The organism is Streptomyces sp. NPDC002886, assembly GCF_042888445.1.
GTDB lineage: Bacteria > Actinomycetota > Actinomycetes > Streptomycetales > Streptomycetaceae > Streptomyces.
This window is the reverse complement of record NZ_JBIAPV010000006.1, coordinates 120,667-146,342: the sequence shown is the minus strand read 5'-3', so window position 1 is coordinate 146,342 and position 25,676 is coordinate 120,667. Positions and strand designations below refer to the sequence as shown.

The window sequence follows — 25,676 nt, the reverse complement described above, 5'->3', positions numbered from 1 at the left end:
GGTACTGTGCCGCGCACGCTGGGGTCGGTTTCGTCCGGAGGACGGTCTGCCGGTGGCGGCACTCGCACGGTGGCTCTATCCCCGCCTGCCCGGATCGTCCCGTAGCAAGCGCAGTACCCGAAACGACCGGCTTGATGGCCGAGGACCTCGGAACGATGCGGCCGCCTCGGAGCCGTGTGGGCAAATCCTGGGAGGCCCGTACGTCTCGAGTGGAAGTTTGGTGTGCCGCAGCAGGCCGGAGCCTTGGTTGCCCTACCCCGGACGGGGGGACTGCGGCACGCCCGGCTTATGCCCCATCCCGCTTCGCACATGCCGCCCACCATCTGTCTATCGCAGCCTTTGACCGCTCTCATGGGCGGGGCAACCACCCGGCGCCGAAATCGGCAAGGTCCCGGGAGGACTGGGCGCGCTGGCCGATCAGTCGGCGAAAGCCCGCCAGGGCGTAGCGTTCGCCGAGGGCGGGGCTGGGGCCGGGGATTCCGGCGACTTGGGCCAGTGTTCGCTGGGGCTGGGGCTGGGGCTGCTGCCAGCCGGTTACCAGGACCCGCAGGTGCAGGTTTTCTGCGTAGCGGTGGAGCTCGAGGATGTGGAGCAGGCCGTCGCGGTCCATCGACGTCACGCCGTGCAGATCGACCAGGAAGTCCCGCGCGGTGGAGGTGACGTCGTCCAGAGCAGTGCGCATCAGGGCGCCGGCGTCGTCAGCAAGGTCACCTCTGACATTGACCGGGACGCTGCTGCGGGTGTGCTCGACATCCACGGTGATTACAAGGTTCTCCTGCCGGCGGTACTCGGGCTCCTATCCTGTCGGGTGCTTCTCTGATCCTGGCTGGGCCTCGCCGGGGTTTCGCGGGCGGTGCCGACCCCCGCCCTGCCACGGATACCAGGCTGCACAAGCAGGTCTGGGGGCTGGAGCCGTTAGGGCCTCTCCTTCGTCCACCGGCGGACCCGTGTACGGGGAGAGCAGTACGGAGGCATCCATCGCGAGGTCGGCTCGTTGTGCATCCGATGGGCCGCGCGGACGCGAAGAGGTGGAGACGAGATTTCGTGCGGGGTATGTGATGAGTCGCCCTCCTCACGCGGGGAGGGTTCGAACCCTGTGGAGGCTGATGTGGCTCGTGAGCGGATCGGACTGGCTGAGGTCCTGACGGCCGCGGAGTCTGCAGCACCCGTGAACTCGCTCGATGTCGTCGCCCGCAACCTGCGCGATCGGTTCGAGGCTCGCTACGTCTCGTTCCTTTTCGTCGACATCGTGGGCCGGCGTCTGCTGCGCGTCCACGACAGCGTGACCACGGATCACGAGGACCGGGCCGCGCAAATCCCGCTCGCGGGCAGCAGCGTCTACGACGAGGTGCTGCGCGGCCAGAAGCTTGTGCTGGCAGCTGATGGCGGGCAGGGGCAGCGGGTCCTGGCGCCGGTGACCAACCGCGGCGACACCATCGGCGTTCTCGAGCTGTTCTTGGCCGAGGCCACCCCGGAGGTGCTGGTCCAGGTGGAGGAGGCTGCGCACGCGCTGGCCTACATCCTGGTGACAGACCGGCGCTTCACCGACCTCTACCACTGGGGCAACCGCACCATTCAGGTGAGCCTGGCGGCCGAGATCCAGCGGCAGCTGCTGCCCACCGCCGCCGCCTGCGAGGCCCCCCAGTTCACGCTCGCCGGGGCTGTCGTCCCGGCTTCCTCGATCGCTGGGGACACCTACGACTACAGCCTCGACAACGACACCCTGCACGTGTCGATCACCGATGCCATGGGCCACGACGTCGACGCCGCCCTCATGGCCACCCTCCTGGTCAACGCCTCCCGCGGCGCCCGCCGCGCCGGCGAGACCCTGAGAGCAGGCCCGGCAGCTCCACCAGGCACTCCTCGATCACGGACGGCAGACCATGGCCACCGGCCAGCTCCTGCGTATCGCCCTCGACGGCAGCCGCGCTCAACTCGTCAACGCCGGACGCCCCTGGCCCCTTCTCCTGCGTGACGGTGCCGTCACCGAACTGCGCCTGGCCGTGAACCTGCCCTTCGGCTGCGCCTCAATGACGACCCCCTACGCGGTTCAGGACCTGGACCTGCGGCCTGGTGACCGGCTCCTGCTCCACACCGACGGTATGCAGGAGCGCGACGCCGAAACCGTCGACCTTCCTGCCCTCCTGCGCAAAACCATGGCTGAGCATCCACGGGAGGTCGTGCCCCCTGGTCGGCGCGGTCAGCGACGCCTACGACGGGCAGCCCCCGAAGGACGATGCGACCGTCCTGTGCCTGGACTGGCATGGCCCCCACGGCGGGGGCCCCAGAACGAAGGCCTGACCCGGATGGGTGAACAAGAGCATCTCGGGCGGGCCAGAAGGGTGAGGCGTCACAGTGGGGGCAGGCGCTCACTACGCCCCTCTTTCAGGGATGGAGACTCCGTGGTTCCGCCCATGCTCGTCCTGGACCGGCCCGTGCCCCGTACTGGCCGGCCCACGACAACAGCCCGGGGCGCCACCGACGCCTTCCTCGACCACGCCACCAAGGTCCGGCCCCCGGACCGCCCCGAGTACTCGGACGCGGTCCAGCTGGTGGTCACCGAGCTGGTCACCAACGCGATCCGCCACACGGACGGGCCCGCCGCCCTCCATCTCGAGCTTCACGAGGACCACGTCAAGATCCGCGTCACCGACACCAGCCCGAACCCGGCTATGCCCCGTACGCCCCGGACCGACGGGACCGGCGGCTACGGCTGGCACCTCATCGACCGCCTCACCACCCACACCCACACTGAACCCACCCCCGACGGCGGCAAGACCATCTGCGCACACGCCCCCTGGTAGGCCCGAGCACCACAGCCCGGTCGTGGCCGTGCACCCGGTGGGAGCACTTGGCCGGGGGCTGTCTGGCCATCACGGCCTGGGCGTGACACGCTCAAGCGACATCCAGCCTGGTCTGGTGGGAGACCCCGCACCGCCGAGAGGCAACCCGAACGGTGGCCGGTGGAAGGTGCGGGTGGTCTCGCCCGGCTTTGCACGGCTTAAGGCGGCCGTGCGCTTGACGGCCTTCTCCGCCCGAATCCGGGAGCCGACCGTAATGGGCTCCGATCCGATTGGCGGATCAGACAACCATGCACCCCACCCTGAACATCGACACCGTCGCGTCTACCGGACCCCGAACCGTCCTGAGAATCACCGGGGCTCTGGACATGGACACCGTCCCGGACGTCAGCGCGGCCACCGACCCTCTCGCCCTGAACGAGCGGACCCTGGCCCTGGACCTGTCAAACGTCACCTTCATGGATTCCAGCGGCCTCAACACCCTCCTCAACCTCCGCAACCGCATCCAAGCCGAACACGGTGCACTGGAGCTGCAAGGGGCCCCTGAGCAGGTGTTGCGACTCCTGGAGATAACCGGCGCCCGAGATCTCTTCACCCTCATTCACGCCCGCCCCGACGAGGCACGTGAGAGCGCCTGAGCTCCGTGCCTCGGAGGTTGCGTAAAGTGGTTTAGGCGGTCCGAGGGCGCCGAAAGTGTCCCCTTCACGTCCGCGGCTCGCGCGATTCCGGGTCTGGCCGGGCCTCGTCGCCCTCATACCCATCGGCACCGACTTCGCGGCTGTGTGGGAGCGAGCTATCCGGCTGTGCGCTGTGGTCGGGGTGCCCGGCAGTGCGGCGGATTTCCTTCATCTCCGCCTCGTAGAGATGGTCCCTGCCGTCGGCCAGATCTGCTGTCACCTGGTGCTCCAGGCTCCTGAACGGCTCGTAGTACGTGCGGTTGTACGCCTCGATGATCTGGAAGGTCCAGTGGCCGGGGATGACGTTGCGCCCCAGGATCTCCCTCTCCACGCGCCGAGCCCATTCCTCATGCCCTGCCTCGCGGAGTAGCCGGACGGCGCGGTCGAGCTCTAGATCAGCGGTGCCGGTCAGCTGGTGGAAGCCGTAGAGCTGGCCGCGGGCCCGCTCTACCGTCTCCAATGCCTTCGACAGCGAACCCAGAGCCTCCACCGTCGCATGATTCGTATCGGGTGGCCGTCGATGATCGTGGTCGGGTCCGTCAGAGGTCCGGGGAGCAGAGCCAATCGGGTGTGACCCACGGAGCGGAGCCATCGGGTGCGGGGGCTGCCGGTGTGACCCTTCGCCGCGTGCAGGCCTTTCGATGCCCATTACGGACTCCCATCCAGCCGGTCCTGTGGGCCGCGCTGTCCTCTCGCTTCGTTGGCTGCCCGCGGGGGTCGTTCGGTCATTTCGGGCTCCCAGGCGTCACGGGTTCCGGTCTTCGGTTGGTGGGTTGGTGCGTTCACGGCGGCGGTGGCTGGTGTCGCACCAGGGGTAGGTACGGCTGCGCCGGCAAGTGCACACGGCGACCATAAAGCGGTCGGACCGCATGACCTTCCCGTCGTCCACCATGATCTCGACCGGGCCTTCGACCAGGACGGGCCCATGATGTTCGACTATCACCCGCCGGGCGGAAGCCTCGCCGTCGGGACGGTCGCGGTCTTCGGGAGCTGCGTCAGGGGCGCTGGGCACGGATGATCACCAGTTCCTCCCATTCCTCGGCAACAGCTGCCAGGCCATGCTGCTCCAGCCAGGCACGCCGGGAGCGCAGGACAGGGCCCCAGGGCACGAGGGCCGTCGCGGTAGCCTCCGCGGTCATCCCGGCAGCGGTGAGACGTTCCAGGGTCTGCGCGGTGCCGCACATGGCCGAGTGGACCATCAGCAGAATGCCTCCGGGCCGCAGCAGGCCTGGGGCCCGGTCGCAGATCCGATCGATGACCGTCCGGCCGTCGGGTCCGGCGTCCCAGGCACGCTCCGGACCGTGTGACGGGAGCCGGGTTGCGGGAGCCGGCACGTAGGGGGGGTTTGAGACGACCACGTCGAAGTCCCGGCCCGTGGCGTGCTCGGCGAAGTCCCCGTGCACCACCCGCAAGGGCAGCCGGTGTGTCCACGCGTTCAGCCGGGCCGTGACCACTGCTCCCCAGGAGACATCAATCGCCGTCACGCGGGCGCCCCTGTTCGAGGCATGCAGGGCCACCGCACCGGTGCCCGTGCCGATCTCCAGGAGATCGGTGCCGGGCCCGATCTCCTCAAGCGCGAGGGCCTCGGCGAGGAAGCTGGTGTCCGCCTGCGGCTGATACACCCCCGGCAGGGCCACCATGCCCGCGGGCAGCACGTCCAATGACAGAGCAGTACGCGGCACCTGTACCTCCGGATGTCCACCGCAGCCCTCGAAGGGGGCCGCTGGATTTCGATCACATATGCGCCTGCCCGGGCCTGCCCACCCCAGACGGGCAGCGGCCGATCTTCGGAGGAACAGACGGAAGCCCTGATCAGCGGCTGGGCCGCAACGGACCCCTCCGTGGGCCTACAGCGAGTACTGGGGATACGCGCATCGGAGCGCCCGAGGTCGTAGAGGATGGCCTCGGCCTGTCCCGCCAGGTGCCCTGGGAGAGGGGGCGGGAGTGCCCTGAGCGGGCGTGGTTCGGCTCATGCACCCGGGGCGAGTGGAGCGGTGGCCATTCCGCTGCCGGACCTCAGTCCTGCGAGAAACTCCTGGAGAGCCTCTACGGATGTGCGAGCGGGCTCCCAGCCGAGTTCCTTGCGTGCGCGGGAGGAGTCCATCAGCGGAAGGCGCAAGACGGCGTCGAAGAGGTCCGGCGAGGCAGGCACCAGCCGTAGCCTCCACGCGGCGGCGAGAGCGGCGCGGACGGGGGCGGCCGGCGTGGAGAAGCTCCGCGCTTCGAAGATCTCGGCCAGGACGGGACCATCGACCACGGGGCCGGCCGCCAGGTTGAAGGCGCCTCGGACGGGGCGGGTTACGGCGGCGAGGTAGGCCGCAGCGGCATCGTCGGTGTGCAGGGCCTGGAAGCGCAGACCGGGCAGGTCAGGTACTGCGGGGATGAGGTTCTTGCGCACCAGGCGACCGGGCAGTAGCCGGCCGGCGAAGATCCGTCGCTGCTCGGAGGCGGATTCCCGCTTGAACAGGAAGCCGGGGCGCATACGCACCACCCGGACATCGGGGTGGGCGTGCTCGTAGGTGTCCAGGACCCGTTCGAGGTAGGCCTTCTCGCGGGTGTAGGCGGCCTGCGGCCAGCCGTGCGTGGGCCACGATTCGTCGACCGTCCGGTCCTTGGGGCCGGGCGAGTACGCGCCGACGGAAGAAGCGTGAACGAGGCAGGGGACGCCCGCGGCGGCGACGGCGTCGAAGACGCGCATGCTGCCGAGGATGTTGGTGCGCCAGGTCTCGGCGGGATGGTGGGTGGGCTGGAACTTCCAGGCGAGGTGGATCACGGCGTCCGCGCCGTCGAACGCCCGCACCAGGTCCGCTTCGACCTGCTCGACGTCGGCTGCCTGCCAGGTGGTCTTCGGAGGACGCCATGACGGCACCCGCCGTGCGAGGCCGAGCACCGAATTCACGGCCGGGTCCTGGGACAGGCGCTGGATCACGCTGGTACCGACGTTGCCTGTGGCGCCGGTGACCACGACGCGCAAGCCGCCCGCACCGCTCTGGCTGGACTGTGCGGAGCGGACCGTGCTCGGGGCTGTCATCTGATGACTCCTCTTCGGCGGCTTTCACAGCGGGGGTGCGTGCGCGTGAGCGGCGTGCTGTCCCGGGGCATCAGGACAGTGGGCGCGCGAGCACGCCAGAGACCGCCTCCTGGCCGCCACCGGTCGCCAGGATGCGGACTTCTGCCTGGTCACTGATCTCCGCTTGGACGATGCCCGTGGCGTCCTCGTAGACGGGGTGGCCTCCCGGCCCGGCTCTGCTGATACGGGAGACCTCTACGAGGTCTGCGCCGGCTTCTCCGCCCGGGAAGGCCAGTTCGTACCGGTCGCGAGGCTCTTCCGGCTCGGCCGGACCCAGTGCCGGCCGCGGCAACTTCGCGGGATCGCTCGAGCGGGAACGGCTTCCCGGCGGATTGGCTTCGCCAACGCGCTCGGGGTCGCTCGGTGGCGCCGTCGAACCCGTGCCCACCCGGGAGGGAGCTCCAGGCGGCCGACCGTGATCATCTGCGAGTGCGCCCCCGTGCGGCAGCAGTGGAGCCGCCAACGGACCGCTGGAGGTGGGTGTTCCTTGTTCTTGGGCTGTCTTGCTCATTGCCTGTCCTGTTCATGCACGGGATGTTCCCCGGTGGGATTGAGGAAGATCAGCGGGTGGGACGGGGTACTTGCCCCTGCTCAGTGCCCGAGGGCTTCTTCCAGTTGCTGCTTGTTCATGTGGGAGCGGCCCTCAACCCCCTTCGCCCGGGCTTCGCGGCGCAAGTCCGCCGTGGTGTGGTGCGCGAAGCCATCCGTCTCCCCGTTGCCGGCGTCGGTGTCGGGGTGGAGGACGACCTTGGTCCAGCCGTCGTCACGATTGTCGAAGTGCTCGTAGGCGGAAGCGGCTTCGTCGAGGCCGAGTTCGTGGGAGACGAGGAAGCCGGGTGCGGCCTTCCCGCTGGAGATCAGGTCGCGCAGGGCCCGGTTGTAGCGCTTGACGGGTGCCTGGCCGGTGCCGATGCGCTGGCCCTTGAACCACAGCATCCCGAAATCCAGTGGCACCTTCCGCTGGGCTTCGAGCTCGCCCTGGGCCTCGGCGCCGCCCGGGTCCTCGGGCAGGAACACCCCGACGACGCCGATGCCACCGGTGAACCGAACTGTGTCGATGAGTCCGTTCATGGTCAGGGCGGCGTCCTCCTGGCCCTGGGGGTCGTGTGCCTGGTAGCCGACGCATTCGTAGCCGTTGTCCGCGCCCAGGCCGAGGGTGGCTTCCTTGACGACCGCAGCCGGGTCCTGGTCCGCGGTGTTGATTGCGATGGCGCCGATCTGCTCGGCGAGACGGAGACGATCGGGCTGGTGGTCGGCGACCCATACGCGGCCGGCGCCCTTCAGGATCGCCGAGTAGGCGGCCATCAGGCCGACCGGGCCGGCTCCGTAGACGATGGTCTGGTCGCCGGGCTTGACCCCCGCCATTTCGGTGGCGTGATAGCCAGTAGGGAATATGTCGGCCAGCATCACGTAGTCGAGCTGCCGCTCCGCGGCGTCCTCGCGCAGGCGCAGCGCGTTGAAGTCGCCGTAAGGGACCCGCAGCAGCTCTGCCTGGCCGCCCTGATACGGACCCATCTCGGCGAAGCCGTATGCGGGCCCGGCCATTTCCGGCTTGGGCTGCATGGTGAGGCAGTAGTTGGTGAGGCCCTGCTCGCACTGCTTGCAGAAACCGCAGGCGATGTTGAACGACAGCACGACCCAGTCGCCGACCCTGACCTTGCTGACGGCCCCGCCCACCTCGACGACCTGGCCGAGGTTCTCGTGGCCGAGGGTCCGGCCCGTCTCGAAGGAGCTCCGTCCCTCGTACATGTGCAGGTCCGAACCGCAGATGTTGGTGGTCGTGATCTTCACCAGTACGTCGCAGGGGTGCTCGATCTTGGCGTCCGGGACGTCCTTGACGGTCACCGTCCGGGGTCCTTCGTACACTGCCGCTTTCATGATCTTCCCTACCGGCGGCCGGCGGCCGTGCTCCACGGCTGGGCGGCGCCTTGCTGGGCGGCGGCGCGGAGGTGGATCTATCACGTGGTGACATCCGCCTCCGCGGAGTCTTACGTCTCTCCCGTCCATCTACCCTCACCCCGGCCCGTCACCGGTCTTGCCGGTGGCCCCCGCGGGCGGGCCAGCCAGCTGAGTATTCAGCTCTTGGCGCTCGGCACAGCGCGAGGCTCCAATGGGGGCCTTCTTCTTCGCCTTCACCATCTCTTCGCCGAGTTCGGTGAGGCGGTTGCGGCCCATCGCCTTGCAGACGCCGGGGAACCACCTCTCCTCCTCCCCGACGTGGTGGCGGACGTTCTCGATGAGTGCGGCCAGAAGGCTCGGGAAGCGGGCGTCGATGTCGTGGGTGCGCAGTGAGACGCAGCGCTCTCGGCCTGCGGCGCGGGTATGCCCGGCCGACCCAGCCCGGGATCTTGAAGTGGTAGGGAGCCAGTAGGCCTGGAGGTCCAGAGTTCGACGCCCCCGCAGCCCGTTTGCCTGTCGGCGACGTGCCGGTCTCCTGCACCCATCGGGTGGATCACCGGCCAGGGCTGTCTGAGCCATCGGCTCGACGGGGGAGTCATGTGCTGTGCAAGGCCAGGGGAACGTGTCCTGCTGCATCCGTTCGACCGTCTCGCGCGGAAAAGGTCGTCGCACCACTTCACGACACGGAGGACCGCATGCCCGCGAAGTCGGTTGCTCGATATCCCGTCCCGCCCAGCCAGTGCCAGATCGTCCGTCCGCCAACGGCGACAGACGTCGATGCGGACGTGAACCACTTCGTCACGAGCGAGCTGTCCACGCGTTGCGCCGAATCCGTGGCCCACAGTCGGTCTCTCGACGGTGTCTTCGCCGCGGACCTCGCGGAGCGCCTCACCGCATTCACCCTCGACGGAGGTTCGCGGATCCGACCGCGATTCCTCTGGTGGGCCATGCGGGCCTGCGGCGGTACCGATCCCGAAGTGTCCGCAGCTCTGCGCCTGGCCGCAGCACTCGAACTGATTCAGAGCTGCGCCTTGGTGCACGACGACGTGATGGACCGGTCGACCGTTCGTCGCAGCAGGCCCTCCTTCCACGCGCAGATCGAACTTCAATACTTCGCGATCGCGCCTCGGCCAGGCTCCGGCCCGTCGTCATTCGCCCAGTCCGCGGCGGTACTCGCCGGAGACCTCGCACTGTCCTGGGCGGACGACCTGGTGGCCGGAGCCGACCTCGACCCGGTCACGCGGACGGACGTCCTGCGCATCTGGCGGAACATGCGTACGGAGATGATCGCCGGCCAGTACCTGGACTTGCACGGCCAGGCAACCTCGTCGCGCTCCGCTGCCCGGGCCATCCGTACCGTCTGCCTGAAGACGGCCCGGTACACCGTGGAACAGCCCGTGGCCCTGGGCGCGGCGTTGGCCCGCGCAGACGAGGCCACCACCCGCGCTCTCACGGCTGCCGGTAGGTGCGCAGGAATCGCCTTTCAACTGCGGGATGACCTCGCCGGAGCGTTCGGCGACTCGGAGGTGACCGGCAAGCCGGTGGGAGACGACATCCGCGCGGGCAAGGCGACCTACCTGCTGGCCTTGGCCCACTCGCGGGCCCGCGCGGCAGGCGACACCTACGTCATCGACCTCCTGAGCGAGGCCGGGGGAGGCTCTGATGTCTCCATGCCGGTCCTGTCCTCGATCCGGGAAGCCCTGCTCTCTACCGGAGCCGCGGCACAGGTCGAGCGGCGCATCGCACGTCTGGTGAGCGCCTCCGAGCGCCACCTCGCAGCGGCCGGCCTGCACGGGCCGGCCGCTCAACGTCTCTCAGAGCTGCTGGCCCAGGTTGCCGCCCCCGCGCGGGGTTCTGCCGCGGTGTCCACCGGCTGCCTCGGAGGTACCCGATGAGAACCGTCACCGGCCAAACCGACCACGTCGTGGTCGTCGGAGCAGGACTCGCCGGCCTCTCGGCCACGCTGCACCTCCTCGGCGCCGGCCGTCGGGTCACCCTGGTCGAACGCGACCCGCTCCCCGGCGGCCGCGCCGGCCTCATCGAGCGCGGTGGCCACCGTTTCGACACCGGGCCCACCGTCCTCACCATGCCGCACCTGCTGGAGGAAGCGTTCGCGGCGGTCGGCCAGAAAATGTCGGACCGGGTGACCCTGCACCCGCTCCACCCCGCCTACCACGCACGCTTCGCAGACGGCACCAGCCTTGACGTCCACACCGGTGCCCAGGCCATGGAAGCCGAGATCGAACGCTTCGCCGGAGGCCGGGAAGCAGCCGGCTACCGGCGGTTGCGCCAATGGCTGCAGGACCTCTACCGGGCCCAGATGGGCCGCTTCATCGAAGCCAACTTCGACTCGCCCCTCTCCCTCCTGAACAGGGATCTGGTCCGACTCGCCGCCCTGGGCGGATTCGGCCGCCTCCAGCCGAAGATCGGCAGCTTCCTCACCGACGAACGACTGCAGCGCGTCTTCTCCTTCCAGGCCCTCTACGCCGGCATCCCGCCCGCCCGCGCACTCGCCGCCTACGCCGTCATCGCCTACATGGACACCGTCGGCGGCGTGTACTTCCCCGAAGGCGGCATGCACGCCGTGCCCGAGGCCATGGCCGCGGCCGCGACGGAGGCGGGAGCCACCCTCCTCAACGGCCAGACCGTCACCCGGCTGGAACGCACCGGCGACCGCATCACCGCCGTGATCACCGACCACCAGCGCATCCCCTGCGACGCGCTGGTCCTGACCCCCGACCTGCCCGTCGCCTACGAACTGCTGGGTGCTCGCCCACGCCGTCCGCTCGCGCTGCGCCACTCCCCGTCGGCCGTCGTCCTGCACGTCGGCACCGACCGCACCTGGCCCGAACTGGCCCACCACACGATCTCCTTCGGTGCCGCCTGGAAGCGGACGTTCCACGAACTCACCCGCAGCGGAAGGCTGATGAGCGACCCCTCGCTCCTCATCACCCGGCCCACCACCACCGACCCGAATCTGGCCCCGCCCGGAAAGCACACCCACTACGTACTCGCCCCCTGCCCCAACACCACCGTCGGACCCTCCTCCGACAGCTGGAGGGACCTGGGCCCCCGCTATCGGGACGCTCTTGTGCGAGAGCTGGAGCGGCGCGGCCTGACCGGATTCGAAGACTCCATCGACACCGAAGTCCTCCTCACCCCCGCCGACTGGGCCGCACAAGGCCACGCCGCCGGCACCCCCTTCTCCGTCGCGCACACCTTCCCCCAGACGGGCCCCTTCCGCCCGCGCAACCTCGTCAGCGGAACAGCCAACGCCGTGCTCGCCGGCTGCGGTACCACCCCAGGCGTCGGCGTTCCCACTGTCCTGATCTCCGGCCGCCTGGCGGCCGCCCGGATCACGGGCCTGCCCGGCCCCCAGCAACGCACCACAGCGCCCCGACCCCCAGCGACGAACGGCGGCCGCACATGACTCGACGCGAACTCGACGCCGCCGCCATCACCGATCCCGCCCTGCGCGCGGCCTACGCGCGCTGTCGCCGGCTCAACGCGCGGCACGGCAAGACGTACTTCCTCGCGACACGGCTCCTGCCCGCATCCCGGCGACCCGCCGTACATGCCCTCTACGGGTTCGCCCGCCTCGCCGACGACATCGTCGACCACCTCGCTCCCACCACCCCAGGTGCCCGCGCACAGCGTCTGGGGACCCTTTCCCGGGACCTGCGCACGGCGATGGACGGTGGCCCGGGGCATGATCCCGTGGTCATCGCCGCCGCCCACACCGCACACCGCTACCACATCCCCTACCGTCACTTCGACGACTTCCTCCAGTCCATGCGCAGCGACCTCACCGTCACCGACTACGGCAGCGTGGCCGCGCTCCGTGCCTACATGCACGGCTCCGCCGCCGTCATCGGACTCCAGATGCTCCCCGTGCTCGGCCACCTCACCTCGCGTGAGGAGGCCGCTCCACATGCCGCAGCCCTCGGCGAGGCCTTCCAGCTCACCAACTTCATCCGTGACGTCGGCGAGGACCTCGACCGTGACCGTGTCTATCTGCCGGCCGACCTCCTCGCCGCCGATGGCGTGGACCGGGACCTCCTGCTGTGGAGCAGGCGCACCGGGCGCCACGACCCCCGCATCACCCGGGCCCTGCGCTCCGCCACCGCCCTCACCCGCCGCTTCTACGCGGAGGCAGAACCGGGCGTGGACATGCTCGAACCGGTGTCGCGTCCCTGCGTCCGCACCGCGTTCGTGCTCTACGGAGAAATTCTCGACGCCGTGGCCCGTGACGGGTTTGCCAGCCTCCACCGCCGCTCGACGGTGCGACTCACCCGGCGGGCGGCCGTCGCGGCAGCCGGGCTGGCCAGGATCACGGCCGCCCGCCTTGCCGCCCGTACCACCCCAGCTGTCGAGGAGCCCTCCCGGTGAGCCAGCGAGCCCCCCGCCCCCGCATCCCGATCCGCCTCCGCCGCACCCCGACGCTCTGGCACCAGCAGGAACCCACCTGGCGCGCCGCCTCACCGCAACTCATCCGAACCGCCCTCGAACGGGCCCAGGCCCGGCCCAGCGGAAACTGGTACGTCCTGGGACCCAGCAGCGCCGTCCGCCAGGACGCCGGCTTCGGTTCTACGGTCCAGGGGACGGAGATCGTGACCTGGCGCGGCACGAACGGCACGCTCCACGCTGGACCGGGCGCCTGCCCCCACCTCGGTGCCGCACTGGCCCAGGCACCGGTCCGCTGCGGCACCCTGGTCTGCCCTTGGCACGGACTCGCCCTCAACGGCTCACCCTTCGCCGGCTGGAACCCCTACCCCGCCCACGACGACGGCATCCTGGTCTGGGCCCGGCTGGACGAACACGGCCGCGAGGAACCCCTCGACGAACCGGCCGTGCCGACCCGGCCCGCCCCCGACGCCTCCGTGGCCACCGTCTACACCGCGACGGGGGTTTGCGAACCCCAGGACATCATCGCCAACAGGCTCGACCCCTGGCACGGTGCCTGGTTCCACCCTTACTCCTTCGTCGACCTCCGCGTCCTCGACGACGGCGCCGAAAGCGACGTGCTCACCGTCCGCGTCTCCTTCAAAGTCGCCGGACGCGTCGTGGTGCCCGTAACCGCCCAGTTCACCGCCCCGGGCCCCCGGACCATCGTCATGCGCATCACCGAGGGCGAAGGCACCGGATCCCTCGTCGAAACGCACGCCACCCCACTGGGTACCGGCCGGGACGGCCGTCCCCGCACCCGGGTCACCGAAGCCGTCATCGCCACCTCCGACCGCACCGGCTTCGCCCTCGCCCGCACCGCAGCCCCCTTGCTGCGCCCGATGGTGCGGCGGACGGCGGCCCGCCTGTGGCAGGACGACCTCGTCTACGCCGAGCGACGCTGGGAACTGCGCAGCTCCGGCCGCTTCCCAGGCTAGGGATCAGCGCCGCCCCAGTCCCGCCAGCCCCCGCATGGCGGCGCTCCGGCCGCGCTGCGGCACCGTCCACAGCGTCTCGCCCCGTACGTCCCACCGCTCCAGCAACGCGTTCGCGGCGAGGAACCCACTGGTGGCCGCACGCTCCATCAGCGCGACAGGCAGCCCCGTACGCACCAGGTCGCCGGCCACCACGACACGGGGGTCACCCGTCCTCACTCCCGGACGGTTCTGGTAGCCGCCGACGGTGAACAAGGGGCAGTCCGCGCGCCAGACATGGCGGGCGTCGACGATCCGTGCCCTCGTCGTCTCCGGATACACCTCGTGGAGCCGCTCCACGAGACGCTCCTCAACGGAGGTTCGCTGCTCAGCCGGATCGACCGCGTAGGCATGCGTCTCCACCACCGACCCACCGGTCCGCAACGCCCACCGGTGGGCCTCGCCCTCCCATCGGTCCAGGACGCTCACGTTGTCGAGCCCGTCGAAGCCACTGGTCCCGAGGAAGCCCTGCCGGTCGCCGGCCACCGGCCTGTCCAGCCACAGCCGCGACACCAAGAACGGCGGAGCCGTCGCCAGCTCGGCGACCCCCTTCCGCCACGTAGGACTCACGAGCTCGGCGGAAGCCGCGGCCAGTGCGCGAAGCCCGCCCGTGTCCAAGGCCAAGACCACCCCGTCGTAACGCTCGGCGCCCGCCCCCGCGACGACCGTCATCGCGTCCGTGTCCGCGGGGCGCACCTCATCGACCCCGCTGCCGGTACGGACGTCCACGCCGAGCCCGCTCAGGTATCGAGCCAGTGGGTCCCACAGAGCTTGCGGGAAGGGCTCGCGTGGCACGTCGAAGAGGAGTCCCTCGCTGGAACCGAGGAAGTAAATGTGGAACATCAGCACCAGTTCGGCCGCCGACAGCGTCGCCGGGTCGGCGAAGAAGCTGCGCGAGAACACCTCGAAGGCCAGATGATGCGCCGCCTCGGGGAAGCGAATGGCGGCCAGGAACTCCTTGGCGCTCACCCCGTCGAGCGTCTCGTACACCTCGGGGACGGAAACGTCCAAGAGAGGCAGAGCAGCCCTCGCATTCATCCGTCCCAGATCACGCCAACCGAACGACGGGCTCTGCGCGACGAATCCGAGGGCGCTGAGCGGTGGGGTACGCGGCACGCGCGCAAAGCCGTCTTGTCCGCCGTCGCGGTGACGCAAGGGGTAATCGGCCAGCGCCGTCAGGCCGTTGAGGCCGGGATCGGTACGACCCAGCAACGCCCGAAGGTTGTAATACTGACGGAAGAACGCGTGAAATCCCCGGCTCATGGTCACCTCGGAGCCGTCCACCAGCCGCGTCTGCCATCCCGCCAGCCGACCGCCGAGCTGCGCCTCACGTTCGTACACGGTCACGCGCACCCCGCGCTCGGCGAGGATCGTGCCCGCGGCGAGCCCGGCGATGCCCCCGCCCACCACGGCCACTCGGGGCCCGTCTCCTTCGATGCGCTGCCGACCGCCGTGCGCGTCGACGCGCCGTGCCCGCCGGTCCCGGCCGGGCAGGGCCCCGCTCATGCGGCTACCCGCCCGACGAACGTGTGGGTGATGCCCGTCTGCCAGCCCGGCAAGGGCAGGATCCGCACGTCCAGAAATCCGGCGGCGCGCATCCGCTCGGCGAACTCGGACGCGGTGTCGAAGCCGAGCACGCTGCGCCACAGGTGCTCGTACAGACCCGCATCCCGGCCGACCCTGCCCAACGGCATGATCACGGTTCGGCAGACCGCCGTCCATAGAGCCCGGTGTACCGGCCTCCCGCTCAGCGCGTACTCGTGGACGGCGATCCGCCCGCCCGGCGCCATGGCCGCGTGCACGGCGGCCAAGGTCAGATCGGGATCCGTCACATTGCGAAAGAGATAGGCGGCGAACACGGCGTCGAAGGGCCCGTCCACACCGGCCGCACCGAGGCGGTCCGCCGAACCGTGGACGAAACGGACTCCGGAGGGCCACTTCTTGTGTGCGGCCCGCGCGAGCATGCCCGCCGAGGCGTCCACCGCGGTGATCTCGGCACGCTCGGCAGCCGACAACAAAGCGGCCGTCGAGGCCCCCGTACCGCACCCCAGGTCCAGAACACGCGCCCCGTGCCCCGCGTCGCGAAGGCCCAGTCGGCGAGCCGATCGGCGCAGGTGGCCGTGGTAGCCGGGACTCGCCGCGACCAGCAGGTCGTAGTGTGCGGCAGCGTGGTCGAAGGCGTTCGACAAGGCATCGTCGCGTAGCACGGGCATGACAGCCTTTCAGGGGCGTTCCGGCGCGGATGCCGGAACGGAGCGAGGAAGCAGCGGCAGTTCCAGGAGTGAGCGCAGCATCGGGACGACGGGTGTGCGCAGGCCCATGCCGAAGTCCTCCCACGGGGAGGTCGCGCCGTCCAGGAAGCGCAAGACCCGTTCGGGCGGCAGGGACGCGAAGAGGTGCGCGAAGAAGTCGGCACCCTTGACCCGGCCGGTGTCCAGCGCACGCAGCAGCACCGCGTCCATGGCACGAGCCCGAAACCGGTGGGGTGGAGGCACCCGGCCGGGGGAGCGGCCCGCCCGTACGGCTTCGGCGATGAGGTGGCTCTGGCGCTGAATGGCGGCGAAGGTGTAGCCGGTGGAAGGACGGGTGGCCCCGCCGGCAGCTCCGATGGGGAAGACCCGGTGCCCGTGGCGACGGGGGAAGTGTCCGTCGGTCATGGGGATCACCCCCTGCTCGCGCTCCCGTACGGTGTAGTCAGGGAGTGAGAGGACCGATCCGCAGTAGTGCCGCAGGGCGTTCTCGTAAGCCTCTTCGTGCAAGGGCCGGGGCGAGAATTCCGTGTACTCGACGAGCGCTTCGTACGGGCTCATCGGCAGCACATATCCGAAGGCCAGCCCGCGGGGCGGCTGGGGTAGGCGGAAGTCCATCAAGATCGCCGCGCCAGGATCGAAGGCCGGGCTCGCGGTGCGTACGAACCACCCCCGGAAGTGCTGGAGTAGCGTGGTCCGGGCGGCCGGAAGAGTACTGAGCGGCCGGGAGTCGAAAACCAACCCCGACCGGAGCAGCGACGACGCGCCGGAGGAATCGCGGCTCCGGACGACCGCGTGGTTGCCAGCGTCGGTCGCCGATTCCACCGTCATCCCGCGCACGTCTACTCCGAGGGTGCGCAGGCGTGTCGACAGGGTGTCCTCGAACGTGCGTGATCTGAGCATCTTGTACCTGAGCGACCCCAGTGACCGGTCGATCTCGGCGCCGTCCCGGGAGTACACCCGCAGCCGGTTCCAGCTCCCCGCCAGCAGACCGTCGTAGGGCCCCTCCCCGGCTTCCCAATAGCACCACGTCCGGTCGGGAGACCGCGTCGGACCGGGCGGAGCCGTGGCCATGAGCACGCGTGGCACGGGTCCCCGGTCGGCCTGTGGATCCACGAGAGCGGAAGCCAAGGACAGCCCTGCCGCCCCGGCCCCGATCACCGTCACATCGGCGTCCCAGCTCACTCCTCGGCCTCCCGCCGTGCGTCCCACCCAATCCCTCTTCTTGGCGTGAGCCCCCGTCGGATGCAGCGGAGCAGCCCGCTGACCCGCCGACTGAGGAGCACGGTCCCCAGGAGCTCAATACTTTGGCCGCATCGAATCGTGCTCACCGGTCCAGGTGTGCGCAGTGGCGGGACCCCTTCTGCGTCAACGCGACGGTTCCCCACAGACCAGCTCCTTGACGGAGCATCGTGAAGACGTCCGGTGCGTCGGGCCGATGCCGCCCGGGAAGGAACACCAGAACGACTCGGCCAGTAGTGATCGCCATCTCCGTCCACGTCGCCGGTACGTGTCCTGGACGGGGCTGGTAGAACACTTCTCCGTGATAGCGGATCGTCACCGATTCATCGTTGGCGCATGCCGACCAGGCTGGAAGAGGCCGCAGTAGGTCCTCGACCACGGGGTTGTAAGGAGCCATACCCATCGTGGCGAGCAGCTCGTGGGTTCCATGGTTGCCGCGCCGGTGCGTCAGCTGGCCGTCGTGCGTGAACACCAGGAGCGCGAGGTCGCCCGCCGGCGTACCGCGAATCCCGACGGCCCTGAACGCCCACAACGGCTGTTGCTGCATACGCCTCCCTTCCGACTTGTTGTGGAGCGGGCCTTGCTCCTTGACGGCGGACTGGCTGGCCTCCCACGGACCTCGCACCTCCCAACGCACATGAACGCCGCGCACCTTGCGGCTGCGGTCGAGGCTGTTACGAGGGGCGCAGCCGTCCGCTCGACGGCTACCCGGCGGCCATGTCGGGGCCGGGCAGCAGGGTTTCGTCGAGGCGATATCCGAGCGCTTGCAAACCGCGGACGATGGCGACCGCCTGTGCGCGGCGTTCGGCGACCTTGAGCGGTTCGACGGCGGGGCCGGGATCAACCGCAGGGTCGGGTGGGGGAGGAGAGGCGACCAGTACCGCGTCCCAGGCTTCGCGGGCCACGAGCTCAGCGATCCTGTCGCTGACGGGCCCGTCGGCTCGCTGAGCGTCCTCGCCGACTCCGTGCTCCCGAGACGAATCCGCGCGACTGAGGTACGCGTCGATCGCTTCGCGTGCCGCGTGTACGTCGGTCGGTTCAACCCGGTCGGATTCGGACTCCTTGGTCATGGGTGCACCGTATGCGCAGGAACCCCGCCCCCGGGACGACGCCACGCCCGGCCACCTCCGCTGCGTAGGGGCACCCAGCGGCGGACCAAGGACCGGCTCCCGTGGCCGGTGGACATCAGGCCGGGGCCTACTGGCCGTTGACTAGGTCGCCCTCGACGAGTGGCTGGAGCGGTGGTCGCCGTTGATGAGGCCGCTGGGCGGATGATGCGCCGCAACATGTCCGGACACTCGCACCGTGGGCGAGACGGCTCTCGACTTCCTGCAGCCGTAGTAGTCGTAGGGGTCGGCGCGGAGCATACGCCGTCAAGTGGTGGGAAGCAGCCTGACAGGCGGCCGGTCGTCTCTGGGCCCGGCTGTACCAGGAGGCACCCATGAATTCGACACCGGCAATCCGCCCTCTTGGCGAGGCCGCCGAGGCGAACGAGGACGTACTGGACCGCTGGGGCGACTTCGAACACGTGCAAAACCGGATGCGCGAGCTGATGGAAGCCCACGGCAGCGAAGGGCGCGGCACCCAGAGGCAGGAGCCCCCTGCGAGAGGGCGCAGCTGAAGCGGGTCCAGGACGCGCATCGCGCACACCCGGCCAAGGGCCTCAGGCAGTCGGCACCGGGGTGCCAGCGGACTGGCACTGGTGGGCGAGGCACGTTCTGCACCTTCCGGTATGGCCGGATGGCTTGGAGCAGGTCAAAGTTCCGTCGCCGCTTTCCCGTGCTGGCGGGCCCAGGCCCTGGCCGCGAGTCCGGCGTCGGTCAGGACGTCAGCCGCAGTGCAGGACAGGGCTTCGGCCGCGGCCAGCATCACCGCGCGGCCCCGTTCCGATGCTGCGGCCCGTGCGAACGCGGGAGTGTGGTCGGAAAACTCGCTACTCAGGATCGCGACGAACGGGTGGATGGCGGGGGCCCGCTCGCTGACGTTGCCGATGTCGGACGACCCCAGGAATACTCCGCCGTCCGGCTGGGCGAGCCGGATGCCGGACCGCGCGAGATGGTGGGCGAAGCGGTCCGAGAGGACGTCGTTGTCACGGAAATGTGCGTACCCCTTGCCTGCGCGGGTGAGGTCCACCGTTGTGCCGGTCGCGGTCGCTACGCCTTCGGCCCAGCCGCCGATGTCCGCGACCAAGGTGTCGAGGGCGATGCTCGTGGGCGCCCGTAGTCCGAACAGGCCCTCGGCGTAGTCCGGCACGACGTTGGTCGCGGTGCCCCCGTCGGTCACGATCCCCTGGACGTGGGAGCCCGGCGGAAGTCGCCGGCTCACCACCGCCGCTGTGTTGAAGAGCTGGATGAGCGCGGCCAAGGCGTCGATTCCGCGCGTGGGGTCGCCAGTCGGGTGTGCCGCTCGTCCGTGGAAGCCGACGCGTACCTGGGTCTGCGCGGTCAGCGGCGCCCATGACCAGTCGTGCACGCCGGGGTGGACATCAGCGCCGCGTCCACGCCGTCAAATACGCCGGCCTTGACCAGAGCGACCTTGCCCCGCCCGTCTCCTCCGCAGGCGTCCCGACCGCGAGCACCGTGCCCTCGAAGTCGTCCTGCACGCTGCTCAACGCCAATGCGGCCCCAAGCCCGGCCGCGGCGATCAGGTTGTGTCCGCATGCATGACCCAGGCCGGGCAGCGCATCGTATTCCAGGAGCAGCGCCACACAGCGGCCGCTTCCCCTCCCGGTGCGGGACACGAACACCGTGTCGAGCCCGGCTGTGCTCGTCTCGGCGGCGAACCCCGCCCGCCGGAGACCGGCGGTCAGCAGCCCGGCCGCGCGATGTTCCTTGTAGGAGAGCTCGGGGTTCTCGTGCAGGGCGAGGGCCACCGCCCACAGCTCGTCGGCCCGGCGGCCGCACTCCAGCCGCAGTCGCGCGTACAGGTCCTCGGGCTCGGACAGATCACCCACGGCGTCTCCTTCCCCGGATCCTCGTGGAGGCTTCTGTCCCGTGGGCGCCAGATCACGCGCGCTCCGTTCGCGCGCCACGGCTTCGGGGTCGGCGGGTTCCGGCCCGGGAGAGCATCCTGGAAGGACAAGAACGGTCGGTGGGACGGCTCGGCCCCGCGCGGGCGCCGGGCAAGGCGCGGTCACGTGCCGCGGAGCGGCGAGTGGAGGCACGGATGAGGTTGCGGACGCGGGACCGGCCGCTCGAAGGTCGCACCGTGGTGGTCACGGGGGCCGCGCGGGGACTGGGAGCGGCCCTGGCCCGGGCCTTCGACGCCCGTGGCGCGCGAGTGGCCCTGCTCGGCCTGGAGGCAGAGGGTCTGCGGGAGGTGGCCGCGTGCTTGAACCACGAGTCTGCGTGCTGGGAGGTCGACGTGACGGACGACGCGACCATGGCCGAAACGGCCCGACAGGTCAGGGCCCGGTTTGGTCCGGTGTCCCTGGTGGTGGCTAATGCCGGAGTGGCCGAAGGCGGCCCGTTCACCGATTCCGACTCTCAGGTATGGCGCCGCGTCATCGAGGTCAACCTCGTCGGCAGCGCGGCCACCGCCCGCTGTTTCCTCCCGGATCTCCTCGACACCCACGGCTACTACCTGCAGGTCGCCTCCCTGGCGGCGATGGGGACGTCGCCCCTCATGAGCGCCTACTGCGCCTCGAAGGCCGGAGTCGAATCCTTCGCCCACGCCCTGCGCGCCGAACTGGCCCATCGCGGTGTCGCGGTGGGGATCGCGTACATCAACTGGACGGACACGGACATGATCGGAGGCACCGATGCCCGTACCGTCGTCAGTGAGCTACGGGCCCACATGCCGGCGCCGGCCCGCAAGGTGTACCCGGCGGACCATGTCGCGGACCGGCTGGCCACCGCTGCCGAGCGGCGCAAGGCATCCGTGTACGTGCCCGGCTGGCTCCGTGCCGTTCAACCGGTCCGGGCCCTTCTTCCCCCGGTCGTCACGCATATCGCCCGCACCGAACTGGCGCGACTGGACGCCACGCAGCCCCTCGAAGCCACCGGCCTGCTGGGGGCCGGAGGCCGCGCCGATGAACGGTACCGCCACGCGCCCTGATGGTCCCCTAGCGCCAACCGCCCCGCACGACATCTGCCCGGCCCTCGTGAGGGCCGGGCAGAGCGTGCTGCGATCCGGCGGCGGGTGGGGCTCGTCCGGGTCAGGCGTGTCAGTGGCCGCGTCGGTTGCCGGTGACGAGGCGGTACAGAACCAGGAGGATGACGGATCCGGCAATGGCGGCGATCCAGGTGGACAGGTGGAAGAAGCCATCGATCGAGTCGACGCCGAAGATGACCTTGCCGAGCCAGCCACCGAGCAGCCCGCCGGCGATACCGATGAGCATCGTGATGACGATGCCGCCGGGGTCCTTGCCCGGCGTGATCGCCTTCGCGATAAAGCCGGCAAGCAGTCCGATGAGGATCCAAGCGATGATGCCCACGGGTGTTTCTCCTGTACTTACGGCACGAAGCCGGTGTCTCGTCTGTATCGAGGGGGCTTCTTGACGCGTTTCCCATTTTGAAACGCCATGTGTGGCCAAACGGGACTTTCGGCCCGAAGCATTTCGTTTCGGTCGCCACGCGGGTGCGGAGGCGGGCGTACTTCGGAAGGGATCACGAGGGACAGTTTGGGCTAAGGGCGCTGGGGCGCGGCGGGATGTGGCGCGGGTGGGCCGGGGGGTTGGTCGTTTCCTGTCGGCCTGGTGGATCTTCTTTTCGCCCGGCGGGTGCTGAGGTGATGGCGGGGTAGACGCTCGAAGACCCGGAATGCCCCCTGTGCAGACAGCCGAGGCTCCGGCCGCCGAGAGCGACATCAAGACCTACACCCTCAGGAGACGCAGCCGTGAAACAGCAGACCGCCGAGAAGGCCTCCCTGATCGCCGACCAGATCCGCGAGAAGGCGGGACAGGCCGCCCAGTTGGTGCGGGACAACACACCCGATCCCGTCCTGGAAAAGACCTCCCAGGCCGCGGCGCAGGTGTGGGACAGCGCGACCCGTGCCGGACAGTACGCGGCGGACAAGGCCCCCCACTCGCTGCTGGAGAAGGCCGAGACGGCCGCCACGGTCGCGCGCGTCAACCGCACCCCGCTTCTCGTCGCAGGCACCGTGGTGCTCGCGCTTGTGCTGGTTCGTCGCCGTCGGGCGCGCCGCCAGTAGGGCATCCAAGCTTGCCTACGGCGGGCACCGGACGCATCGGTCGTCATGATGGCGCGGGTTCCACCGTTCGGTGGGAACCCGCGCCATCCGTATGCCCGGGCTTTATGTGGCTCAGAGCTGTTGCGGTGGCGGCCGTGGCGAGGAGAGGGTTTCGTGGCGGGGACGAGCGGGTGCACCTTGCCCACCTGGGGCAGAACCCGGGGCGACGTGTCCGCTCAGGCATTCACGGGGTACGGAGACGGAGCGTCCTTCTTTTGGTCGTGCTCGATCTCGGCTCGCTCCTGTGCGATTTCGCGGGTGAGGAAGAAGTTGAGGACGGTGCGGATGGCGGCGATGGCGGCCAGCTGACCGATCTCCGTGAAGCTCGGGGCGACTGCCGTGCGCAGGACGTCACCGGCGAGTTGGAACTCGAGTCCGAGGACGAGGAACCGTCCGAGGCTGAGGCGGATCTTGTTGAACTCGCCGATGAGGGAGCGCTTGCGTAGACCGGTCACGGCAAAGCGCGCGAACGCCCAGACCGCGCCCGTGAAAATGATCAAAGCGCCGGCCGCCTCGATGACGTGGACCAGCCACCCGATCAGTTCCCGCACCCCGAGCTCGGACACCAGTTCCTTCGTCATGTTCATGCAGCGCCTCTACCCCGCCCCGCGCTCCGACACCGTGAGCGGTGCCTAGGGCGGATCGTGAGGCTGTTGCCCGTCGCCGCTCGGTGAGCAGTCTGCGGCTGTCTGGGTGACACCCGGGGCGACCGGTATGGCCTCGGGGTGTTGAGGGCGTTGGAGCGGGCAGATGCGCGAGGCCCCCTAGTTGAAGGAGCTTTACGGTGAGCAACCTCTGGGACTACAACCTGGCCGCACACCCCGGTGCCGGTCTGAAGCTGGTCGGTTTCGACGTCGAGGCGGCCGATGGGAAGATCGGGAGCGTGGACGAGGAGACGACGGAGGTCGGCTCGGCCCACATCGTCGTCGACACCGGCTTCTGGATCTTCGGCACGCACGTCGTCCTGCCGGCGGGCACTATCGAGCGGATCGACCAGGAGGAGCGGAAGGTCTACGTTGCTCTGACGAAGGATCAGATCAAGGACTCTCCCGAATACGACAAGCACAAGCACCGCGGCGACGCTGGCTACCGCACCGAGCTCGGCGAGTACTACCGGGGCCAGAACATCGCCATCTGAGCCGGTCCATGGTCATCCGGAATTGGCCCCCGAGGCACCCCACATGGGGTGGCGGCCTTGGGGGCTTTACCGTGCTTCTCGTGGATCAGGCGCTGGATGGGGTCGGGCTGGGTGACCGTGACCAACTCGTTCACGGTGGGGTCAGCCCGACGTGCTGGATCCACTGGCCGATTACCCCACGGTCCAGGGATACGCCGACCTCGGCAAGGAACACGACATGAGGGCCGGGGGAGTTCGGGTGTGCAACGTCGCCATGCCCGTCATCGGCCGAGCCTCTGTCATTTGCCACCTGGCACCGGGTTCGCCGTCGGATCCTGAGTGCCACGCACAGCTCCTGAGGTGACGAGCCCGTCCGGGGTGACAACACCTCGGACGGGCGCACGTCGGGTGGCTGTCAGTGTCGTACGCGTTCGAACTCCTTCACGAGGGTGGCGCAGAAGGCGTCGAGGTCATCGGGCTTGCGGCTGGTGACGAGCGTCGCCGGGGTCGCGCGGCACACGTGTACCTCCTCGTCGACCCAGGTGCCGCCCGCGTTGCGGATGTCGGTCGCGAGGCTCGGCCAAGAGGTGAGGGTGCGGCCGCGCAGGACATCGGCTTCCACCAGGGTCCACGGCGCGTGGCAGATGGCCGCGACCGGCTTGCCAGCTTCGAAGAAGCTCCGGACGAAACCGACGGCTCGCTCGTTGGTGCGCAGCGCGTCCGGATTGGCGACGCCGCCGGGCAGGACGAGTGCCTCGAAGGCGTCCGAGGTATCGCCCGCCAGCAAGTGGTCGACGGGGTAGGTGCCGGCCCTGTCGAGGTGGTTGAAGGCCTGGATCCGCCCCGGCTCCGTCGATACGAGCTGCGGGTTCCAGCCAGCCGCCTCGACGGCCTTCCAGGGCGCGGTGAGCTCGATTTCCTCGACGCCTTCGGGAGCGGTCAGAAACGCGATGCGCATAGGTTTTCACTTTCTTCGTCGGAAATTCCTTCGTCGGAACTTCGTCACTTCAGAACTTCGTCACGACGGCGGTCGCTCCCGATCGCCCGCGTGGCGGACCGGCGCGTTCCGTCTCCCTTCGCGCCTTCCCCGGCTGCGCGTCCCAAACCCGGAGCCGCGCATCCACAGCGGACGCGGTCGTCACTCGCTCCCCGTCCCGGTTCCGGGTGTGCGACGTCGGGCTGCCGTCGCGGCGAGCGCGCTTCCCGCGACGGCGATCACCGTTACGGCAAGCGCGATGCTGATGCCGCCCGCGGTGTCCCAGTAGACGTCTTCCAAGCTGATGATCACTGCCGCCTCGTCGAGGACGAGTGCCAGGCCGACGCCGTAGGCGAGGCCCATCCAGGCGCGGATCCGAGCCGTGCGTTGGACCAAGCCGGTTGCGCCGACCGCGGCGAGGAGCAGGATCCCCCACACGTAGTGGTGGATGTGTATTCCGCCGGACTGGACGTCACCCACGCCCGCCATGTCGACGTGGATGAGCCAGGTCAGCAGCCTCATGCCGCCGAAGGTGAGGGTGAATGCCCACCAGGCGAGGACGAAGCCGCGACGACTGGGGGAGATGCCGGGGAGCAGTCGCAACCACACCGACCGTCGGTGCTGGGGCCCGGACGTTGTACGGACGTCCCTCTCGTCGGATGTCACCGTCCCGGCCCCGCTGTTGTCGGTTTCCGTACTGGCTCGGCGACGGTATGGGGGGCGACCTGCGCGAGGAGAAATGGCCCGAGCTGTCAGCTGTCGGATCGTGAAGAGTCCGGCGCGTGTCATCCGCTCCACGCGGGCCACCCCATTTCTCGAAGTTCCGGGCGCACCGCCGGTGCCTGCCGGAAAGGATCGGCCGGCGTGGGGCACCCCCTCGCCGTTGCTTGTGCATGCAGACCGGCTGCCCTTGGCCAGGAACGGAACACCGTCCCGGTGCAGGAACGGGCCGTTCGGCGAAGAACAGGGGACCTTCGGCCCCGGAGCGGGCCCCTCTGTCCCAGGGCCCCGTTTGAACACGTTCTCTGAGGTCAGTAG

General features: G+C 69.6%; 28 protein-coding genes and 1 pseudogene. 11 read left to right on the top strand and 18 right to left on the bottom strand.

From position 1 onward, the window contains the following. Positions 1 to 349 precede the first annotated feature (349 nt). The gene (locus tag ACFYYB_RS26660; protein ID WP_389438096.1) at positions 350 to 757 is read right to left on the bottom strand and encodes an STAS domain-containing protein; all 408 of its coding nucleotides are present in this window, start codon (positions 755 to 757) and stop codon (positions 350 to 352) included. Between the two features lie 351 nt (positions 758 to 1,108). Between ACFYYB_RS26660 and ACFYYB_RS26655 the strand changes: the two are divergent. The 3 genes and pseudogenes from ACFYYB_RS26655 to ACFYYB_RS26645 all read left to right on the top strand — a co-directional run bounded on the left by ACFYYB_RS26655 (position 1,109) and on the right by ACFYYB_RS26645 (position 3,439). Beyond that, a pseudogene (locus tag ACFYYB_RS26655) lies at positions 1,109 to 2,301 on the top strand (PP2C family protein-serine/threonine phosphatase). Positions 2,302 to 2,402: 101 nt separating this feature from the next. Then, positions 2,403 to 2,804 carry an ATP-binding protein gene (locus ACFYYB_RS26650; protein ID WP_389438094.1) on the top strand — a complete coding sequence of 134 codons (402 nt, stop codon included), beginning with the start codon at positions 2,403 to 2,405 and terminating at the stop codon, positions 2,802 to 2,804. A gap of 287 nt (positions 2,805 to 3,091) precedes the next feature. Then, the gene (locus ACFYYB_RS26645; protein WP_389438093.1) at positions 3,092 to 3,439 is read left to right on the top strand and encodes an STAS domain-containing protein; all 348 of its coding nucleotides are present in this window, start codon (positions 3,092 to 3,094) and stop codon (positions 3,437 to 3,439) included. Between the two features lie 64 nt (positions 3,440 to 3,503). Here ACFYYB_RS26645 and ACFYYB_RS26640 read toward each other — a convergent pair whose 3' ends face one another. The 6 genes from ACFYYB_RS26640 to ACFYYB_RS26615 all read right to left on the bottom strand — a co-directional run bounded on the left by ACFYYB_RS26640 (position 3,504) and on the right by ACFYYB_RS26615 (position 8,426). Further along, positions 3,504 to 4,070 carry a hypothetical protein gene (locus ACFYYB_RS26640; protein ID WP_389438454.1) on the bottom strand — a complete coding sequence of 189 codons (567 nt, stop codon included), beginning with the start codon at positions 4,068 to 4,070 and terminating at the stop codon, positions 3,504 to 3,506. A gap of 153 nt (positions 4,071 to 4,223) precedes the next feature. Then, entirely contained in the window at positions 4,224 to 4,421 is a 198-nt protein-coding gene (locus ACFYYB_RS26635; protein ID WP_389438453.1) for a CDGSH iron-sulfur domain-containing protein, read from the bottom strand. Positions 4,422 to 4,473: 52 nt separating this feature from the next. Further along, positions 4,474 to 5,118, bottom strand: a complete 645-nt coding sequence (locus ACFYYB_RS26630; RefSeq protein WP_389438452.1) for a HemK2/MTQ2 family protein methyltransferase — start codon at positions 5,116 to 5,118, stop codon at positions 4,474 to 4,476. A 329-nt stretch (positions 5,119 to 5,447) separates the two neighbouring features. Then, positions 5,448 to 6,509, bottom strand: coding sequence for an NAD-dependent epimerase/dehydratase family protein (locus tag ACFYYB_RS26625; RefSeq protein ID WP_389438091.1), 1,062 nt, complete (start codon positions 6,507 to 6,509; stop codon positions 5,448 to 5,450). Between the two features lie 70 nt (positions 6,510 to 6,579). Next, a complete protein-coding gene (locus tag ACFYYB_RS26620; protein ID WP_389438090.1) occupies positions 6,580 to 6,936 on the bottom strand; it encodes a DUF6296 family protein in 357 nt (118 codons plus the stop codon). 203 nt (positions 6,937 to 7,139) lie between these two features. Next, positions 7,140 to 8,426: a glutathione-independent formaldehyde dehydrogenase gene (locus ACFYYB_RS26615; protein WP_389438088.1), complete on the bottom strand. Its 1,287-nt coding sequence runs from the start codon at positions 8,424 to 8,426 to the stop codon at positions 7,140 to 7,142. 806 nt (positions 8,427 to 9,232) lie between these two features. On the opposite strand from ACFYYB_RS26615, the gene ACFYYB_RS26610 reads away from it, so the two are divergent. From ACFYYB_RS26610 to ACFYYB_RS26595, 4 genes are read left to right on the top strand one after another with little or no spacing between them, the layout of a single operon-like run. After that, complete coding sequence (locus ACFYYB_RS26610; RefSeq protein WP_389438087.1) at positions 9,233 to 10,342, top strand: polyprenyl synthetase family protein; 1,110 nt, start codon at positions 9,233 to 9,235, stop codon at positions 10,340 to 10,342. After that, positions 10,339 to 11,877, top strand: coding sequence for a phytoene desaturase family protein (gene crtI, locus ACFYYB_RS26605; protein WP_389438085.1), 1,539 nt, complete (start codon positions 10,339 to 10,341; stop codon positions 11,875 to 11,877). Before ACFYYB_RS26610 ends, crtI begins: the two co-directional genes overlap by 4 nt. Then, positions 11,874 to 12,836 (top strand): phytoene/squalene synthase family protein, encoded by a 963-nt coding sequence (locus ACFYYB_RS26600; RefSeq protein WP_389438083.1) that lies wholly within the window; start codon positions 11,874 to 11,876, stop codon positions 12,834 to 12,836. Before crtI ends, ACFYYB_RS26600 begins: the two co-directional genes overlap by 4 nt. Further along, complete coding sequence (locus ACFYYB_RS26595; RefSeq protein ID WP_389438081.1) at positions 12,833 to 13,828, top strand: DUF5914 domain-containing protein; 996 nt, start codon at positions 12,833 to 12,835, stop codon at positions 13,826 to 13,828. The genes ACFYYB_RS26600 and ACFYYB_RS26595 overlap by 4 nt, the downstream gene beginning before the upstream one ends. Before the next feature lie 3 nt (positions 13,829 to 13,831). Here the strand turns inward: ACFYYB_RS26595 and ACFYYB_RS26590 are convergent, their stop codons facing one another. The 5 genes from ACFYYB_RS26590 to ACFYYB_RS26570 all read right to left on the bottom strand — a co-directional run bounded on the left by ACFYYB_RS26590 (position 13,832) and on the right by ACFYYB_RS26570 (position 18,425). Continuing rightward, positions 13,832 to 15,370 carry an FAD-dependent oxidoreductase gene (locus ACFYYB_RS26590; RefSeq protein WP_389438080.1) on the bottom strand — a complete coding sequence of 513 codons (1,539 nt, stop codon included), beginning with the start codon at positions 15,368 to 15,370 and terminating at the stop codon, positions 13,832 to 13,834. Continuing rightward, positions 15,367 to 16,077, bottom strand: coding sequence for a class I SAM-dependent methyltransferase (locus ACFYYB_RS26585; protein ID WP_389438078.1), 711 nt, complete (start codon positions 16,075 to 16,077; stop codon positions 15,367 to 15,369). Before ACFYYB_RS26585 ends, ACFYYB_RS26590 begins: the two co-directional genes overlap by 4 nt. 9 nt (positions 16,078 to 16,086) lie before the next feature. Beyond that, positions 16,087 to 17,274: a lycopene cyclase family protein gene (locus ACFYYB_RS26580; protein WP_389438451.1), complete on the bottom strand. Its 1,188-nt coding sequence runs from the start codon at positions 17,272 to 17,274 to the stop codon at positions 16,087 to 16,089. A gap of 166 nt (positions 17,275 to 17,440) precedes the next feature. Then, on the bottom strand, positions 17,441 to 17,902 hold the full coding sequence (locus ACFYYB_RS26575; RefSeq protein WP_389438076.1) for a hypothetical protein: 462 nt from the start codon (positions 17,900 to 17,902) through the stop codon (positions 17,441 to 17,443). Between the two features lie 157 nt (positions 17,903 to 18,059). Continuing rightward, complete coding sequence (locus tag ACFYYB_RS26570) at positions 18,060 to 18,425, bottom strand: hypothetical protein (protein ID WP_389438074.1); 366 nt, start codon at positions 18,423 to 18,425, stop codon at positions 18,060 to 18,062. 371 nt (positions 18,426 to 18,796) lie between these two features. On the opposite strand from ACFYYB_RS26570, the gene ACFYYB_RS26565 reads away from it, so the two are divergent. Further along, positions 18,797 to 18,976 carry a hypothetical protein gene (locus ACFYYB_RS26565; RefSeq protein WP_389438073.1) on the top strand — a complete coding sequence of 60 codons (180 nt, stop codon included), beginning with the start codon at positions 18,797 to 18,799 and terminating at the stop codon, positions 18,974 to 18,976. 134 nt (positions 18,977 to 19,110) lie between these two features. Here the strand turns inward: ACFYYB_RS26565 and ACFYYB_RS26560 are convergent, their stop codons facing one another. Both ACFYYB_RS26560 and ACFYYB_RS26555 read right to left on the bottom strand, forming a co-directional pair. Beyond that, positions 19,111 to 19,827, bottom strand: coding sequence for a peptidase dimerization domain-containing protein (locus tag ACFYYB_RS26560; RefSeq protein ID WP_389438071.1), 717 nt, complete (start codon positions 19,825 to 19,827; stop codon positions 19,111 to 19,113). A gap of 13 nt (positions 19,828 to 19,840) precedes the next feature. After that, positions 19,841 to 20,308 carry a M20/M25/M40 family metallo-hydrolase gene (locus tag ACFYYB_RS26555; protein ID WP_389438069.1) on the bottom strand — a complete coding sequence of 156 codons (468 nt, stop codon included), beginning with the start codon at positions 20,306 to 20,308 and terminating at the stop codon, positions 19,841 to 19,843. 212 nt (positions 20,309 to 20,520) lie between these two features. On the opposite strand from ACFYYB_RS26555, the gene ACFYYB_RS26550 reads away from it, so the two are divergent. Next, positions 20,521 to 21,411: an SDR family oxidoreductase gene (locus ACFYYB_RS26550; protein WP_389438068.1), complete on the top strand. Its 891-nt coding sequence runs from the start codon at positions 20,521 to 20,523 to the stop codon at positions 21,409 to 21,411. 109 nt (positions 21,412 to 21,520) lie between these two features. Here ACFYYB_RS26550 and ACFYYB_RS26545 read toward each other — a convergent pair whose 3' ends face one another. Continuing rightward, entirely contained in the window at positions 21,521 to 21,790 is a 270-nt protein-coding gene (locus tag ACFYYB_RS26545) for a GlsB/YeaQ/YmgE family stress response membrane protein (RefSeq protein WP_389438066.1), read from the bottom strand. 401 nt (positions 21,791 to 22,191) lie between these two features. On the opposite strand from ACFYYB_RS26545, the gene ACFYYB_RS26540 reads away from it, so the two are divergent. Further along, positions 22,192 to 22,506 carry a hypothetical protein gene (locus tag ACFYYB_RS26540; protein WP_389438064.1) on the top strand — a complete coding sequence of 105 codons (315 nt, stop codon included), beginning with the start codon at positions 22,192 to 22,194 and terminating at the stop codon, positions 22,504 to 22,506. A gap of 215 nt (positions 22,507 to 22,721) precedes the next feature. Here ACFYYB_RS26540 and ACFYYB_RS26535 read toward each other — a convergent pair whose 3' ends face one another. Beyond that, positions 22,722 to 23,126 (bottom strand): DUF1622 domain-containing protein, encoded by a 405-nt coding sequence (locus tag ACFYYB_RS26535; RefSeq protein ID WP_389438450.1) that lies wholly within the window; start codon positions 23,124 to 23,126, stop codon positions 22,722 to 22,724. Between the two features lie 203 nt (positions 23,127 to 23,329). Here ACFYYB_RS26535 and ACFYYB_RS26530 point away from each other — a divergent pair, with 203 nt between their 5' ends. After that, positions 23,330 to 23,683, top strand: coding sequence for a PRC-barrel domain containing protein (locus ACFYYB_RS26530; RefSeq protein ID WP_389438062.1), 354 nt, complete (start codon positions 23,330 to 23,332; stop codon positions 23,681 to 23,683). A 394-nt stretch (positions 23,684 to 24,077) separates the two neighbouring features. Here ACFYYB_RS26530 and ACFYYB_RS26525 read toward each other — a convergent pair whose 3' ends face one another. After that, positions 24,078 to 24,620 carry a type 1 glutamine amidotransferase domain-containing protein gene (locus tag ACFYYB_RS26525; RefSeq protein WP_389438060.1) on the bottom strand — a complete coding sequence of 181 codons (543 nt, stop codon included), beginning with the start codon at positions 24,618 to 24,620 and terminating at the stop codon, positions 24,078 to 24,080. Between the two features lie 180 nt (positions 24,621 to 24,800). Beyond that, positions 24,801 to 25,247: a hypothetical protein gene (locus ACFYYB_RS26520; protein WP_389438058.1), complete on the bottom strand. Its 447-nt coding sequence runs from the start codon at positions 25,245 to 25,247 to the stop codon at positions 24,801 to 24,803. Positions 25,248 to 25,676: the final 429 nt, after the last annotated feature.

Excerpts from the sequence above, each read along its gene's own strand:
- ACFYYB_RS26645 (WP_389438093.1), top strand. The coding sequence starts at position 3,092 with ATGCACCCCACCCTGAACATCGACACCGTCGCGTCTACCGGACCCCGA.
- ACFYYB_RS26640 (WP_389438454.1), bottom strand. The coding sequence starts at position 4,070 with ATGGCTCCGCTCCGTGGGTCACACCCGATTGGCTCTGCTCCCCGGACC.
- ACFYYB_RS26630 (WP_389438452.1), bottom strand. The coding sequence starts at position 5,118 with ATGGTGGCCCTGCCGGGGGTGTATCAGCCGCAGGCGGACACCAGCTTC.
- ACFYYB_RS26625 (WP_389438091.1), bottom strand. The coding sequence starts at position 6,509 with ATGACAGCCCCGAGCACGGTCCGCTCCGCACAGTCCAGCCAGAGCGGT.
- ACFYYB_RS26615 (WP_389438088.1), bottom strand. The coding sequence starts at position 8,426 with ATGAAAGCGGCAGTGTACGAAGGACCCCGGACGGTGACCGTCAAGGAC.
- crtI (WP_389438085.1), top strand. The coding sequence starts at position 10,339 with ATGAGAACCGTCACCGGCCAAACCGACCACGTCGTGGTCGTCGGAGCA.
- ACFYYB_RS26600 (WP_389438083.1), top strand. The coding sequence starts at position 11,874 with ATGACTCGACGCGAACTCGACGCCGCCGCCATCACCGATCCCGCCCTG.
- ACFYYB_RS26590 (WP_389438080.1), bottom strand. The coding sequence starts at position 15,370 with ATGAGCGGGGCCCTGCCCGGCCGGGACCGGCGGGCACGGCGCGTCGAC.
- ACFYYB_RS26585 (WP_389438078.1), bottom strand. The coding sequence starts at position 16,077 with ATGCCCGTGCTACGCGACGATGCCTTGTCGAACGCCTTCGACCACGCT.
- ACFYYB_RS26575 (WP_389438076.1), bottom strand. The coding sequence starts at position 17,902 with ATGCAGCAACAGCCGTTGTGGGCGTTCAGGGCCGTCGGGATTCGCGGT.
- ACFYYB_RS26570 (WP_389438074.1), bottom strand. The coding sequence starts at position 18,425 with ATGACCAAGGAGTCCGAATCCGACCGGGTTGAACCGACCGACGTACAC.
- ACFYYB_RS26565 (WP_389438073.1), top strand. The coding sequence starts at position 18,797 with ATGAATTCGACACCGGCAATCCGCCCTCTTGGCGAGGCCGCCGAGGCG.
- ACFYYB_RS26550 (WP_389438068.1), top strand. The coding sequence starts at position 20,521 with ATGAGGTTGCGGACGCGGGACCGGCCGCTCGAAGGTCGCACCGTGGTG.
- ACFYYB_RS26535 (WP_389438450.1), bottom strand. The coding sequence starts at position 23,126 with ATGACGAAGGAACTGGTGTCCGAGCTCGGGGTGCGGGAACTGATCGGG.
- ACFYYB_RS26525 (WP_389438060.1), bottom strand. The coding sequence starts at position 24,620 with ATGCGCATCGCGTTTCTGACCGCTCCCGAAGGCGTCGAGGAAATCGAG.